Origin of the sequence: Streptomyces sp. JJ36, from assembly GCF_021696945.1 — a bacterium.
GTDB lineage: Bacteria > Actinomycetota > Actinomycetes > Streptomycetales > Streptomycetaceae > Streptomyces.
In genome coordinates, this window is record NZ_JACYHE010000046.1 from 1 (window position 1) to 14568 (window position 14568).

Genomic DNA, 14568 nt, shown 5'->3' on the forward strand with positions numbered 1-14568 from the left:
GACGGCACGGCGGCAGCGGGTGCCACGGCCACCGCGAGCCCGCCGGGCGCGGGCACGCCCCCGCGCCCGGGTTCCCGGCTGGAGGCGCGGCGGGCGGCGCGGGCGGCGAAGGACGGCCCGGCGGTGCTGCTGAGCCGGTTCATCGGTGAGGTCTTCATCACCTGCGGGGTGGTGATGCTGCTCTTCGTGGCCTACCAGCTCTGGTGGACCAACGTGCTGGCGGACCGGGCGGCGGGGAACGCCGCGCACGATCTGACGGAGAAGTGGAAGGAGAACCCGGAGCGGAAGCCGGGGAGGTTCTCCGCCGGCCAGGGCTTCGCCCTGATGTACATACCCAAGCTGGACGTCCGGGTGCCGGTGGCGGAGGGCATCGACAAGGAGTCCGTGCTGGACCGGGGGATGGTCGGGCACTACGACGAGAAGTCGGGCCTTCCCACGGCGATGCCCTGGGACGAGAAGGGCAACTTCGCGGTGGCGGGCCACCGCAACACGCACGGCGAACCGTTCCGCTACATCAACAAGCTGGTCGCGGGCGACGAGATCGTGGTGGAGACGGCGGACACCTACTACGTCTACGAGATGCACAGCAGGCTGCCCTCCACCTCGCCCTCGAACGTGAGCGTGGTCGAGCCGGTCCCGCCGCAGTCCGGCTTCGAGAAGCCCGGACGGTACGTCACCTTGACGACGTGTACGCCCGAATTCACCTCCAAGTACCGTCTGATCGTCTGGGGCAAAATGGTCGAGGAGCGTCCGCGGAGCAAGGGCAAGCCGGACGCCCTGGTCGAGTAGCGGAAGCGGGAACAGGCGGTCGAGGGTGGCAGAGCAAGCGCAGGAGGCCGGGGCGGACCGGTCCACGGAGGACCCGTACCTCGCGGAGGCTGCGGAGACTGCGGAGGCCGCCGGCGACCGCGACGGTCCGCCCGCGCGCCGGGCCCGCCCGGTCCGTACCCGCGCCGGGCGGGGCCGTGGCCGGATAGCCGCCACGGTCAGCGTCTTCGGGGAACTGCTCATCACGGCGGGCGTCGTGCTGGCGCTGTTCGTGGTCTACTCGCTCTGGTGGACGAACGTGATAGCGAACCGGGCGGCGGAGCGGCAGAGCGACGAGGTCCGCGACACCTGGGCGGCCGACCGCACGGAGCCGGGCGAGCGCGGCCCGGGTGAGCGGAACCTGAGGAACGGCATCGGCTTCCTGCACGTGCCGGCGATGACGGACGACGACATCCTGGTGACCAAGGGCACCGACACCGACCACCTCAACAAGGGCGTGGCGGGCTACTACACGAAGCCGGTGAAGTCGGCGCTGCCGTGGGACCGGTCCGGGAACTTCTCGCTGGCCGCGCACCGGGACGGGCACGGCGCCAAGTTCCACGACATCCACAAGATCGAGGAAGGCGACCCGATCGTCTTCGAGACCGAGCACACCTGGTACGTGTACACGGTCTACGCGATCCTGCCGGAGACCTCGAAGTACAACGTGGACGTGCTGGACGCCGTGCCGGAGGAGTCGGGGAAGACGGAGCGCGGCCGCTACATCACGCTCACGACGTGCACGCCCGTGTACACCTCCAAGCACCGCTACATCGTGTGGGGCGAGCTGGAACGTACCGAGCGGGTGGACGGCGACCGCACCCCGCCGGAGGAGCTGCGCTGACGCGCAGCCCGGCAGGCGACGGGGCGCACGGCGCTCCACGCCACGGAGCGCACGGCACACCAGGCCACGGAGAGCCGGCGCTCCACGCGGCGCAGCACCCGGCCGCTGCGCGAGGCACCGGGCACGACGGAGGGGCGGCCGCCCCGGGCGCCCGCCCCTCCGTCGTGCTCACCGCCGTCCGGCCCGCGGCCGCCCGGCGGTCCGCTCAGTCACGCCCGCGGAGGCCGCCGAAGAACCCGCCGTCGTCGCCTCCGCCGCCGGCGTCACCGCCGCCGTCACCGCCGGTGGGCGGGCCCGGGCGGGCGACGATGGTGACGGTGTCGCCCTTCTTCCCCTGGGTGCCCGCGGGCGGGTTGGTGGCGATCACGGTGGCGTTGTTCTCGTCCGGCGCGTTCTGCACCTGGACGGTGAAGCCGGCTTGCTGCAGGGTCTTCCGGGCGTCCTTCACGAGCTGGTTGGTGACGTCCGGCACGGTGGCCGGCTGGGCTGCGGGCGCCTTGGCCACGGTCAGGGTGACCTGGCTGCCGTCGGCCGCCTGCGCGTTGGGCGCCGGGCTCTGCTCCAGCACCGTGCCGGGAGCGGTGTCCTGGCTCTCCTTGTCGATCCGGGCGACGGTGAACTCCAGAGCCTTGAGCTGCGCCTCGGCCTCCGTGAAGGACTTGCCGACGACGTTCGGCACCGTGCTGGTGCTCTGGGTCGCCACCGTCAGGGTGATCGTGGAGCCGCGCTTGACCTGCTCGCCGCCGGCCGGGTCCTGCTCCAGCACGGTGTCGGGCTCCGCCTCGGAGGTCTCCTCGTCGACGCGCTTGACCTCGAACCCGGCGTCCTCCAGCTCGTCCTGTGCGTCGTCGAAGGTGTCGCCCTCGACGTCGGGGACGTCCAGTGGTGCGGTGCCCTTGGAGATCAGGGCGGAGACCTCCTGGCCCTCCTCGATCTCCTCGCCGGCCGGCGGGTTCGTCTCGCAGATGGTGCCCTTGTCCTGCTTGCAGTACTTCTTCTCGCCCTTGACCAGGGTGAAGCCGCGGTCCTCGGCCTGCTGGGCGGCGTCCTGGTAGCTCATGCCGGCGTAGTCCGGCAGGTCGAAGCGGCCGTCGTCCTTGTCCCCGAAGATCGCCTGGCCGATGAAGATCGCGCCGATGAGGACCAGCACCAGGGCGACGACGAGCAGCACCGTGGAGGTGTTGCTCTTCTTGGGTGGGCGGCGGCGCCCGCCGCGCCCGTCGTCGTCGTAGTAGCCGCCGTCGTCCTCCCGCATCGGCGGGAGCATGGAGGTGCGGGCGTCCTGGGCGCGGAGCGCGGTGGTGGGCTGGTCGTCGGCGTGGCCGGCGTAGCCGCTGCCGCCGGCGTAGCCGACGGAGCCCATGGCGGCGGTGGCGGCGACGGGCTGCCCGTCGAGGCTGGCCTCGATGTCGGCGCGCATCTCGTCCGCGGTCTGGTACCGGTAGTCCGGGTCCTTGACCAGGGCCTTCATCACGATGGCGTCCTGGGCCGGGGTGATCTCCGGGTCGAAGACGCTGGGTGGCTGCGCCTCCTCGCGTACGTGCTGGTAGGCGACGGCCACCGGGGAGTCGCCGACGAACGGCGGGCGGACGGTCAGCAGCTCGTAGAGCAGGCAGCCGGTGGAGTAGAGGTCGGAGCGGGAGTCGACCTGCTCGCCCTTGGCCTGCTCGGGGGAGAGGTACTGAGCGGTGCCGATGACGGCCGCGGTCTGCGTCATGGTCATGCCGGAGTCGCCCATGGCGCGGGCGATGCCGAAGTCCATGACCTTGACCTGGCCGTTCCGGGTGAGCATGACGTTGGCGGGCTTGATGTCCCGGTGCACGATGCCGTTGCGGTGTGAGTACTCCAGGGCCTGGAGGATCCCGATGCACATCTCCATGGCCCGCTCGGGCAGCAGCTTGCGCCCGGAGTGCAGCAGCTCACGGAGGGTGGAGCCGTCGACGTACTCCATCACGATGTAGGGGATGGAGACCCCGTCGACGTAGTCCTCGCCGGTGTCGTAGACCGCGACGATGGCGGGATGGTTGAGCGAGGCGGCCGACTGGGCCTCACGGCGGAAGCGGGCCTGGAACGTCGGGTCGCGGGCGAGGTCGACGCGCAGCGTCTTCACCGCGACCGTGCGGCCCAGCCGGGTGTCGTGCGCGATGTGGACCTCGGCCATGCCTCCGCGGCCGAGCACCGTGCCCAGCTCGTACCGGCCGCCGAGGCGACGCGGCTCTTCCATAGTCTCCAGCCCTCTCCGTTCGTCCGGTGCCGCGCCTGGCGTGCGGGCGCCGACGGTGTGGTGCTCGGGATACCGTACCCGCCCCACCGGACGGGCCCGGCGTGACCGGGCTCACGCGGTGGTGTGCCGGGTTTTCACTGCTTTCCTTCAAGTACGGTCTGCATGACGGCCTTTGCCACGGGTGCGGCCTGTGCGCTGCCCGCGATCTCGTCCCGGGCTGCGTCGGAACTCTCAATCACGACGGCCACGGCGACCGGCGAGGAGCCGTCCTCGGCCTTGGCGTATGAGATGAACCACGCGTACGGCTTCTCGCTGTTGTTCTCACCGTGCTGGGCGGTACCGGTCTTGCCGCCCACGGTGACGCCGGGAAGCTGGGCCGTGGTTCCGGTGCCCTCCTCGACCACGGTCTCCATGGCTTCCTGGAGCTGCTGGGCGGTCTCCGAGGACATCGGCTCGCTGTACTGCTCGGGCCTGGTCCGCTCGACGACGTTGAGGTTGGGCGCGACGAGCTTGTCCACCATGTACGGCTTCATCAGCGTGCCGTCGTTGGCGACGGAGGCGGCGACCATGGCCATCTGGAGCGGGGTGGCGCGGTTGCTGGCCTGGCCGATGCCGGCCATGGCGTTCTGCGGGCGGTTGTCCTCGGGGTAGACGCTCTCCGCAGCCCGGACCGGGATGTCCAGTTCGTCCTCGTTGTACCCGAACTGCTCGGCGAACTCCTTCATCTTCTCGTTGCCGAGCTCGTTGCTCATCTTGGCGAAGACGGTGTTGCAGGACCACTGGAGGGCGACCCGGACGGAGGCGTCCTCGCAGGGGTGGTTCCCGTCGTTGCCGAGGTCGACGGTGGAGTCCGGCAGCGGGTACGGGTCCGGGGTGTCCGTCTTGCCGTCCAGCGTGTACTCGCCGCTCTCCAGGCCGGCCGCCGCGGTGACCACCTTGAAGGTGGAGCCGGGCGGGTAGGTCTGGCGCAGCGCCCGGTTCAGCATCGGCTCGTCCGGGTTGTTCTCCTTCTGGAGGGACTTCCAGGCCTCCTGGTCCTCGTCCGACATCCCGGCGAAGCGGGACGGGTCGTAGGAGGGCTTGCTCACCATCGCGAGGACGGCCCCGGTCTGCGGGTCGAGGGCGACCGCCGCGCCCTTCTTGTCGCCCATCGCGTCGTAGGCGGCCTGCTGCACCTTGGAGTTGATCGTGGTCACCACGTTGCCGCCGCGCTGCGGCTTGCCGGTGAGCATGTCGATGGTGCGGTTGAAGAACAGCCGGTCGTCGTCGCCGGTGAGGATGCCGTCGTAGAGGGCCTCCAGCTTGGAGGTGCCGAAGATCTGCGCGGCGAAGCCGGTGACGGGCGAGTACAGCTCACCGTTCTTGTAGGTGCGCTTGTACTGGAAGTCGCTGCTCTCGGTCTTCTTCGAGCCGGTCATGGGCTTGCCGTCGGCGGTGAGGATGTTGCCGCGCGGCTGGCTGTAGCGCTCGATGAGCACCCGGCGGTTGTGCTTGTCGTTCTGGAGTTCGTCGGCGCGGACGAACTGGATCCAGTTGTCCCGGATCATCAGGGCCATGATGAGCAGCCCGCAGAAGACGGCGATGCGGCGCAGGGGTTTGTTCACGGTCGGACCACCTGGGTCATCTCGGCGTCGGGTGACGGGGCCGGGGACGGTGCGGGCCTTCTGGCCGCGTCGCTGATCTTGAGCAGCACGGCCACCAGCGCCCAGTTGGCGATCACGGAGGAGCCGCCCTGGGCGAGGAACGGCATCGTCATGCCGGTGAGCGGGATGAGGCCCATCACACCGCCGGCCACCACGAAGACCTGGATGCCGAAGGCGGCGGAGAGCCCGACCGCGAGCAGCTTGCCGAACGGGTCGCGGGCGGCCAGCGAGGTGCGGATGCCGCGTTCCACCAGCAGGCCGTAGAGCAGCAGGATCGCCATCACACCGGTGAGGCCCAGCTCCTCGCCGACGGTGGCGAAGATGTAGTCGGACTTGGCGGCGAAGCCGATGAGCCGGGAGTAGCCCTGGCCGAGTCCGGAGCCGAGCACGCCGCCGGAGCCGAAGGCCCACATGGCCTGGGCGGGCTGGTTGGCGTTGCCGGTCTCGCGGACGGTGTGGAAGGGGTCGAGCCAGTCCTCCACGCGCTGCTGGACGTGCGGCTCGAAGCTGGCCACGGCGACGGCGCCGACGACGGCCAGGGTGAGGCCGAAGACGATCCAGCTCGTGCGCTCGGTGGCGACGTAGAGCATCACCACGAAGAGGCCGAAGAAGAGCAGCGAGGTGCCCAGGTCGGTCTCGAAGACCAGGATCAGGATGGACAGGCCCCAGATCACCAGGATCGGGCCGAGGTCCCGCCCGCGCGGCAGGTACAGGCCCATGAAGCGGCGGCTGGCCAGGGCCAGCGCGTCCCGCTTGACCATCAGGTAGCCGGCGAAGAAGACCGCGATGATGATCTTCGCGAACTCGCCGGGCTGCACGGACATGCCGCCGATGGTGATCCAGATCTTGGCGCCGTTGACCGCGGGGAAGAACATCGGCAGGACCAGCAGCACCAGTGCCACGGCCATGGAGATGTAGGTGTAGCGCTGCAGGATGCGGTGGTCCTTGAGCAGGACCAGCACCGCGACGAACAGCGCGATGCCCAGCGTGGACCACATGAGCTGGGACGGCGCGCTGGCGGAGCCGAGGGTGGGCTCCAGGTCCAGCCGGTAGATGAGCACCAGGCCGAGCCCGTTGAGGAGGGTGGCGACGGGCAGCATCAGCGGGTCGGCGTACGGCGCCCAGCGGCGTACGGCGAGATGCCCGACGCCGGCGAGCAGGCCGAGCCCGAGGCCGTAGCCCAGCATCCCGGCGGGCAGCTCGCCCTCCTTGGCCAGGCCGACGTTGGCGTAGGCGAAGACGGGCACCAGCACGGCGAAGACGAGCATCGCCAGTTCGGTGTTGCGCCGGCTGGGCAGGCCGCCGGAGGAGACCGTGGTGTTGCTGCCCGTGTTGAGGTGGAGATTACTGCTCATAGGCTGCGCGGCCCCCTACGGCGCGGTGCACTGCTTGGCGAGCTCACGCTGCTTCTCCGAGAGGCTGGGCCCGGGAGAGGGAGCGTCGGGGCTCGGGCTGGTGGTGGGGTCGGCACGCAGGCCGGCCTGGTCCCCGGCCGCCGCGCCGTCGCCCTCGCGGCCGCTGTCCGGGCCCTGCGACTCCCGCGGGTCCTTCTGGTCCTGCTTCTCGTCCTGCTGCTTCCGGTCGCGGTCCTGCTCCTGCCGGTTCTGTTCCTGCCGCTCGCGCTCCGCGACCATCCGGCACACCTCCGCCTGGGCGCGGAGTTCGCCGATCTTGTCCTTCGCCTGGCCGAGGCCGTCGGCGGCGATGGTCTCCTCGACCCGCTGGCGCTGGAGGAGCGGGAGGTACTCGAGTTCGATCTCGGGGTGGTCCTGGTGCACGCTGCTGAGGCTGATGCCGGCCAGTTCCTGGCTGATGCCCTGGTAGAGCGCGACATGGTCGCCGTTGACGCCCACGTAGTACTGCTTCTGGGTCCACGACCAGCCCGCGTAGAGGCCGCCGCCGACGACGGCCAGGGCGACGACGAGGAGCAGCGTCGTCCGGAGCCATCTGCCCTTCTTGCGGGGCTTGACGAAGTCCTGGTCGGTGTAGGGCCCGAAGGCGCCCGCGGCGGGCGGTGCGCCGGGGCCGCTGCCGCTGCCGGGCGGGCCGAAGCCGCCGGCGGGGGGCTCCTCGCCCTGCTGCTGCGGGGGCACCTGGCGGCCGAGCTCGGCCGCGCGGGCCGCGGGGGTCCGGGCGTCGCCGCCGAGCGGCTGCTGGTTCTCGGCGACCGCGCCGACGATCACCGGGGTGTCGTTGAGCTGCGCGGCGTGGGCGTCGCCGGCGTCGACGTCCAGCACGTCGGCGACGATGCAGGTGATGTTGTCGGGGCCGCCGCCGCGCAGGGCGAGCTGGATCAGCTCCTCGACCGTCTCGTGCGGGCCCTGGTAGGTGCCGAGGGTGTCCTCCAGGGTCTGGTGGGAGACCACTCCGGAGAGCCCGTCGGAGCAGACCAGGTAGCGGTCGCCGGCGCGCACCTCGCGGATGGAGAGGTCCGGCTCGACGTGGTCGGAGCTGCCCAGGGCCCGCATCAGCAGCGAGCGCTGCGGGTGGGTGGTGGCCTCCTCCTCGGTGATCCGGCCCTCGTCGACGAGCTTCTGCACCCAGGTGTGGTCCTGGGTGATCTGGGTGAGCTGCCCGTCCCGGAGCAGGTAGGCGCGGGAGTCGCCGACGTGCACCAGGCCGAGCCGCTGGCCCGTCCACAGCAGGGCGGTGAGGGTGGTGCCCATGCCCTCCAGCTGGGGATCCTCCTCGACCATGCCGCGGAGCTGGTCGTTCGCCCGCTGCACGGCGCCGCCGAGCTCGGTGAGGATGTCGGAGCCGGGGATGTCCTCGTCGAGCTCGACGATGGTGGAGATCACCTCCGAGCTGGCGACCTCGCCGGCGGCCTGGCCGCCCATGCCGTCGGCGACCGCCAGCAGCCGGGGCCCGGCATAGCCGGAGTCCTCGTTGTGCTCGCGGATCATGCCGTCGTGCGATCCGGCGGCGAAACGCAGTGCCAGGCTCATGCGCACCTCGCCTGTCGGCTCCGGGTACATCCGCACGGTGCCCACCCTCCGGTCGTCATGTCGTCGGCCTGTCTATTTCCGCAGCTCGATGACCGTCTTGCCGATACGGATCGGCGCTCCGGGCGGAATCGGCGTCGGTGTGGTGAGTCGGGACCGGTCCAGGTACGTGCCGTTGGTGGACCCGAGGTCCTCGACGATCCACTGGCCGTCCCGGTCCGGGTAGATCCTGGCATGCCGGCTGGAGGCGTAGTCGTCGTCGAGGACGATCGTGGAGTCGTGCGCCCGGCCCAGGGTGATCGTCTGGCCCTGCAGCGCCACGGTGGTGCCGGTGAGGGAGCCCTCGCTGATCACCAGCTTGGTGGGCGCGCCACGCCCGCCACGGCCGCCGCGGCGGCCGCCCTGCTGCTGGCGCGGCGGTGCCTGTTGCCGCTGCTGCGGTCGTGCCTCGGTGCGCCGTGCGGCGCGCTGGGTCACGCGGGTGCCGAAGAGGTCGCTGCGGATGACCTGGACGGCCACGATGACGAACAGCCACAGAACGGCGAGAAATCCCAACCGCATGACCGTCAGGGTCAGCTCTGACATGGCCCCCGCTTCACCCTTCGGCTTGCCGGTAAATGATCGTCGTGCTGCCCACGACGATGCGTGAGCCGTCGCGGAGCGTAGCGCGAGTGGTGTGCTGTCCGTCCACCACGATGCCGTTCGTCGACCCCAGATCCTGCACGGTGGCGGCGCTGCCGGCGGTGCGGATCTCGCAGTGCCGCCGGGAGACGCCCGGGTCGTCGATGCGGACGTCCGCCTCGGTGCTGCGGCCGAGCACGAGGGTGGGCCGGGACACCTGGTGCCGGGTGCCGTTGATCTCGATCCAGCGCCGGACCTGGGTGCTCGGCATCGGGCCCGCGCCGCCGGGGGCGTACGACGGGGGGGCGGGCGCGGTGGACGGCATGGGCGGGGCGCCGGCGGGGCGCGGGGGGAAGCCGCTCTGGCCGCCCGCGGCGGCGCCGCCGGCCGGCGGCGCCTGCGAGGCGGAGGCGGCCAGGGTGCGGCTGCGCACCCGGTAGAGCCCGGTGTCCAGGTCGTCGGCCTTCTCCAGGTGCACCTTGATGGTGCCCATGAAGGTGTAGCGCTGCTGCTTGGCGTAGTCCCGGACCATGCCGGCGAGCTCGTCGCCGAGCTGGCCGGCGTAGGGGCTCAGGCGCTCGTAGTCGGGGGCGCTCAGCTCGACGATGAAGTCGTTGGGGACGACGGTGCGCTCGCGGTTCCAGATGGTCGCGTTGTTGTCGCACTCGCGCTGCAGGGCGCCCGCGATCTCGACCGGCTGCACCTCGGATTTGAACACCTTGGCGAAGGTGCCGTTGACGAGACCTTCGAGTCGCTGCTCGAAGCGCTTCAGAACTCCCACGGTGCACCTCCTTCCCAACGGCTGCCGCTCGGGTACGGCGCCTGCGGCCACGCTCCAGTGTGACGGAACGCGCGCATACCGCTCTGCGGTACTGCTTACTGATCGTATCCACGCTCGGGGTGAACGCCTGGTTCCCCATCCTGCCCCCGTGCGCGGGTGTCACCCCTCACAACACCCTCACACGATGATGGTAGAGCCGCCGGTGCGGGTTCCGGTGCCGGTCCCGCCTTCGCGCTCCGTCCCGCGGCCCGCCGGCGGCCTGCGGGCGGCCCGGGGCGGGCCCGCGGGAAGCGGATGTGAGGACGGCTCCGGCAGCGTGTTAGTCTTCTGGATGTCGGCAGGCGCCCGGGCGGGTGCCCACCGGCCAGACCCGATGCGCGGGTGGCGGAATAGGCAGACGCGCTGGATTCAGGTTCCAGTGTCCGAAAGGACGTGGGGGTTCAACTCCCCCCTCGCGCACCACACAGGCGGCGGGCCGCTCCGGGTGAGGAAACTCACGGGAGCGGCCCGCCGTCGTGCGTACGCGCGTACCCGCGGCCGTGCCCGCCGTCCTCCGTCTCCGCGGCCGGGGCCGGGGGCCGTTCGGCCCGGACGGGTGGCCCCGGTGCGGAACCCTGCCGGGGACCTGTGGCCCTGCCCCGGCGCGGGGGTCGCACCGGAGGGTGGGAAGCGTCACCCATCCGGCAGGAGGACACCATGACCGCATTCGTGACCGCGGGCCTGGACGGCTCGCCGGAATCCCTCTCCGCCGCCGACTGGGCCGCGCGTGAGGCGCTGCTGCGCGATGCGACCCTGCGCCTGGTGCAGGTGCGGGTGCCGCACTCGTCCCGGTACGCCCCGGTGCTCGACGCGGAGACCGAGCAGCACTGGGCGGAGCGGGTCTCGCGGGAGACGGTCGAGGAGCTCACCAGCCGCTATCCGTCGCTGCGGGCCACGACCGAGACGCCCGAGGGCCAGCCGCCGCGGGTGCTCACCGAGGCCGCCGCGGACTCCGCGCTGCTGGTCGTCGGCTCCCGCGGGCTGGGATCGGTGCTCGGCTTCCTCGTCGGCTCCGTGGCGCTGCCGACGGTGGCGCACGCTCCGTGCCCGGTCGTGGTGGTACGGGCGCACAAGCCCGGCGAGGACACCACGGACGCCCCGGCCGAGCCCGGCGACATCGTGCTCGGCCTGGACCTGGAGCACCCGGCGGACGAGCTGCTCGGCTTCGCCTTCGACGAGGCCGGTCGCCGGCAGGCCCGGCTCCGGGTGCTGCACGGCTGGGACCTGCCGCCGGCCTACGGCGTGCGGCCCATCGCCGCCCAGCCGGGGCTCACCACCGACCTGGCGGAGGAGAAGACGGCGGCGCTGAACGGCATGCTGCAGCCGTGGCGGGAGAAGTACCCGGGGGTGGAGGCGGACGCCCAGGCGCTCATCGGGCGCCCGGCCCGGCACCTGGTGGAGTCGGCCCCCGCGGCCTCGCTGGTGGTGGTGGGGCGCCGTATGCGGCGCCATGTGTTCGGCACGCACATCGGTGCGGTGGCGCACAGTGTGCTGCACCACGCCGACGCTCCGGTCGCGGTCGTGCCGCACGGCTGAACGGGCCCGGCCCCGCTTGCGTGATGTGCTCCGGCGCCCGCGCCCCCGTGCGGGCGGCGGAGCGCGCGCAGTGCGCCTGCCTGCCGCGGCCCGGCTCGCCGGGGTGCCGGGAGGCACCGGGCTGCCGGGGCGAGCGGCGTCAGAGGATCCCGTGCGCGGCCATCAGGTCGAGCAGCCGGTTCCGGGAGGCCCGGAGCCGGTGGGCGACCACGCGGGAGACGTAGTGGCAGAGCGCCAGGTCCAGCTCCGGGTCGGCCGCGCAGAGGCGGCGCACGGCCTCGATGTCGAACTCCTCGGCCCGCACCGGGCTGGCGGCCTCCGCGCCCATGTGCCACTGGTGCGGGGGCACCAGCGCCGACCAGCCGAGCAGCTCGCCCGGGCCGAGGCTCTCCATGACCACCGGAAGCCGGCGCCCCGGCACCCGCAGGTCCAGCGAGACGGTGCCGCTGTGCACGGTCCAGAACCGGTCTGCCGGTCCGTCCTCCTCGAAGATGCGGGCCCCCATGGGGAAGAACCGCTGTCGCGCCAGCGCCGCCAGCTGCTCCCGGTGGCCGGCCGGCAGGCCACCCATCACTCCGCTCCTGGTGTGCATGGCGGCGCTCCTTTCCGTACGGCGTCCCGTACGCGTCTCCGGGCGGCCCGGCGACGCACCGCGTCCGCGCCACCGTGCGGTCGTGACGGGTGCCTGGCGGAGGACCGTGGTGGGCGGTGCGGCGGCGGGGCGGGCGCACACCCGCTCGTACGTACGTTCCCCCGTGCTCTCCATCGTCGGCGCGTCCCGGTGCGGTGGCAAGCGGATCGTGAGGGGTGCACCGGTGAAAGTCCGCGCGAGGGCCGGGTGAGGACCGGGGGGCGAAGGCAGGGCGCGGTGCGCCGCAGTGGGGCCCCGCCCGATCGGGGCTCCCCGTCGCGGCTCCCCACCCGGTCCCGGCGCGGAGCCCCGACCCGGGCGGGCTTCCCACTCACCCCGGACCGGCGGTTCCGGCGCCCCTGGTGTCGTCCGTCCGGTACCCGAGGTGCCGCTCGTCGACGGAGACCACACCGTCCACCGACCGGCAGAGCCGGGCCACCACCGGGACCATGCTGCGGGTCTCGACGGTGCCGTACAGCTCCACCCGGCCACCGGACACCTCCGCCGTGACCTCGTAGCGGCTCAGGCCCAGCGTCCGCCGCAGCACGTCCAGGTCGATCTCGTCGCGGATCGCCTGGTCCCGGCGGAGGAAGACCCGCAGCAGGTCGCCGCGGCTGACGATGCCCAGCAGCCGGTCCGTCTCGTCCACCACCGGCAGCCGCTTGAGCCCCTGCACCTCCATGAGCTGCGCCGCCTCGACCACGGTCCACTCCGGGCGGGCGCAGACCGCGGGCGCGGACATCAGCTCCTCGGCCCGGGCGCCCTCGGCCCTGGCGCGCTCCCACGCCTCCAGGTGGGGCAGCGGGGCACCTCCCGAGGGGTCGGACAGGTCGCTCGCCTTCCGCAGCAGGTCCGCCTCGGAGACCACGCCCAGCGGGCGGCCGGCCCGGTCCACCACGGGCACGGCGGTCACCTCGCGCTCGGCCAGCAGCCCGACGAGTTCCTTGAACGGCATGTCGTAGGGGGCGGTGACCACGTCCCTGGTCATCAGGTCCCGGACCGTCCGGTGCTGCACGGTGAACCTCCTGGTGGCGCTGGGCCCGGCGGGGCGGCGGCAGGCACGGCCGGTGCGTCCGGGCGCGTCTTTCCGCTGTCCCGCCGGCTGCGGTCGTACGGTCCAGGCTCGTACCCGGCCCGGCGCGGGGCGAGGGCCGGGCGGGCCGGGTACGGGGCCGGACGGCCCTTGCCGTCGCGTTCCACCCGGTATGTACTGGAACCGGGTCGAGGGTCACCGAGAGACGCGGAGCAGCGGCCCCGCAGCCGTTCACCGCGCAATCCGGGTCCGCGAGAAGCGGGCGGCCCTCGGCCCGCCCCCTGCGGCGCGGTAGGCGGGACCGTACGAGAGGCCGTACGAGAGGAAGTCCGGTGACCACTCCGCTCCCCGACACCATGGCCCGGCTGCTCGCCGACGCCGCGGCCGCGGCCCCCTCGCTGCACAACGCGCAGCCGTGGCGTTTCCGCCACCACCGCGGCAGCGGGGTCTTCGAGGTCCACGCGGACTTCTCCCGGGCCGTGCCGGAGGCCGACCCGGACCAGCGCGAGCTGCACCTCGGCTGCGGCGCGGCGGTCATGAACCTGCGCGTCGCCGCCGCGCACCACGGGCTCGCCGCCGCGACGCGGCTGCTCCCGGACCCCACGGAGCCCGGGCTGGTCGCGGCCGTACGGCTCCGGGCGGCCGGGGAGGAGGACGGCGAGGGCGTGGTGGAGCAGGACCTGGTGCCGCTCTTCCCGGCCGTGCACGAGCGGCACACCAGCCGCTACCCGTTCGCGGAGGCTCCGCTCCCGGAGCGGGTGCGCGCCGCGCTGACCGGGGCGGCAGCCCGGGAGGGCGTCTCGCTGAGCTTCCCCTCGCCCTGGCACCTGGAGTGGGTGCTGGAGCTCACCGAGGAGGCGGAGGCACGTACCCGCGCGGACGCGGACCGGGAGGCGGAGCTGGCCCGCTGGACCCGGCTGGGAGCGGCCGAGGCGGACACGGCGGCGGACGGCGTGCCGGAGTACGCCTTCGGGCCGCGGCGGCGCGGCGGCCGGGCGCCCGTACGGGAGTTCGGCGAGGACCGGCGGACCGCCGACCTGGGGAGCGTCCCCTTCGAGGAGCACCCGCAGCTCGCGCTGCTGACGACCCCCGAGGACCGCCGGGAGGACTGGCTCCGGGCCGGGCAGGCCGTGCAGCGCGTGCTGCTGCTGGCCACCCGGGAGGACGTGGCGGCCTCCTTCATGACCGGGGTGCTGGAGTGGTCCGAGACCCGGTGGCCGTTGCGGGACCCGGCGTCCTCCGAGGGCTTCGTGCAGATGGTGCTGCGGCTGGGCTACGGGCCGCGCGGGCCGAAGACCCCGCGGCGGCCGAGCGGCGAGGTGCTGGATATCCTGCCCTGAGGGCACGGGCGACCGGACGGGGCCCACGGGATCCCGCCGGGCCGGTGCCGTGAGCCCGCGGAGGGCGGCCGGCCGCAGACCCCGGCCGCGTGCCCTCCGTACGGGCACCGACGTCCGCGGCGACACT

Annotated in this window: 12 protein-coding genes and 1 tRNA gene; 5 read left to right on the top strand and 8 right to left on the bottom strand. The window is 72.6% G+C overall.

Annotation, left to right across the window (positions count from 1 at the left end):
* On the top strand, window positions 1-789 hold a 789-nt coding region (locus HOY81_RS17570; protein ID WP_237321385.1), incomplete at its 5' end, for a class E sortase.
* A gap of 25 nt (window positions 790-814) precedes the next feature.
* Window positions 815-1651 (top strand): class E sortase, encoded by an 837-nt coding sequence (locus HOY81_RS17575; protein ID WP_237321386.1) that lies wholly within the window; start codon window positions 815-817, stop codon window positions 1649-1651.
* 205 nt (window positions 1652-1856) lie between these two features.
* Here HOY81_RS17575 and pknB read toward each other — a convergent pair whose 3' ends face one another.
* The 6 genes from pknB to HOY81_RS17605 form a co-directional block, all read right to left on the bottom strand.
* Complete coding sequence (gene pknB, locus HOY81_RS17580; RefSeq protein ID WP_237321387.1) at window positions 1857-3875, bottom strand: Stk1 family PASTA domain-containing Ser/Thr kinase; 2019 nt, start codon at window positions 3873-3875, stop codon at window positions 1857-1859.
* Window positions 3876-4009: 134 nt separating this feature from the next.
* Window positions 4010-5479, bottom strand: coding sequence for a penicillin-binding protein 2 (locus HOY81_RS17585; RefSeq protein ID WP_237321388.1), 1470 nt, complete (start codon window positions 5477-5479; stop codon window positions 4010-4012).
* Complete coding sequence (locus tag HOY81_RS17590; protein WP_237321389.1) at window positions 5476-6873, bottom strand: FtsW/RodA/SpoVE family cell cycle protein; 1398 nt, start codon at window positions 6871-6873, stop codon at window positions 5476-5478. Before HOY81_RS17590 ends, HOY81_RS17585 begins: the two co-directional genes overlap by 4 nt.
* Window positions 6874-6888: 15 nt before the next feature.
* On the bottom strand, window positions 6889-8508 hold the full coding sequence (locus tag HOY81_RS17595; protein WP_237321390.1) for a Stp1/IreP family PP2C-type Ser/Thr phosphatase: 1620 nt from the start codon (window positions 8506-8508) through the stop codon (window positions 6889-6891).
* Between the two features lie 27 nt (window positions 8509-8535).
* Window positions 8536-9045 carry an FHA domain-containing protein gene (locus tag HOY81_RS17600; protein WP_237321391.1) on the bottom strand — a complete coding sequence of 170 codons (510 nt, stop codon included), beginning with the start codon at window positions 9043-9045 and terminating at the stop codon, window positions 8536-8538.
* 10 nt (window positions 9046-9055) lie between these two features.
* Window positions 9056-9862, bottom strand: a complete 807-nt coding sequence (locus HOY81_RS17605) for a DUF3662 and FHA domain-containing protein (protein ID WP_237321392.1) — start codon at window positions 9860-9862, stop codon at window positions 9056-9058.
* A 375-nt stretch (window positions 9863-10237) separates the two neighbouring features.
* Between HOY81_RS17605 and HOY81_RS17610 the strand changes: the two genes are divergently transcribed.
* Window positions 10238-10324 (top strand) — tRNA-Leu (locus HOY81_RS17610).
* 234 nt (window positions 10325-10558) lie between these two features.
* Window positions 10559-11437 carry a universal stress protein gene (locus HOY81_RS17615; RefSeq protein WP_237321393.1) on the top strand — a complete coding sequence of 293 codons (879 nt, stop codon included), beginning with the start codon at window positions 10559-10561 and terminating at the stop codon, window positions 11435-11437.
* Window positions 11438-11576: 139 nt separating this feature from the next.
* Here HOY81_RS17615 and HOY81_RS17620 read toward each other — a convergent pair whose 3' ends face one another.
* Both HOY81_RS17620 and HOY81_RS17625 read right to left on the bottom strand, forming a co-directional pair.
* Complete coding sequence (locus HOY81_RS17620) at window positions 11577-12029, bottom strand: cyclic nucleotide-binding domain-containing protein (protein ID WP_237321394.1); 453 nt, start codon at window positions 12027-12029, stop codon at window positions 11577-11579.
* A gap of 370 nt (window positions 12030-12399) precedes the next feature.
* The gene (locus tag HOY81_RS17625) at window positions 12400-13083 is read right to left on the bottom strand and encodes a CBS domain-containing protein (protein ID WP_237321395.1); all 684 of its coding nucleotides are present in this window, start codon (window positions 13081-13083) and stop codon (window positions 12400-12402) included.
* A 350-nt stretch (window positions 13084-13433) separates the two neighbouring features.
* Here HOY81_RS17625 and HOY81_RS17630 point away from each other — a divergent pair, with 350 nt between their 5' ends.
* Window positions 13434-14441: a nitroreductase family protein gene (locus tag HOY81_RS17630; protein WP_237321396.1), complete on the top strand. Its 1008-nt coding sequence runs from the start codon at window positions 13434-13436 to the stop codon at window positions 14439-14441.
* Window positions 14442-14568 lie beyond the last annotated feature (127 nt).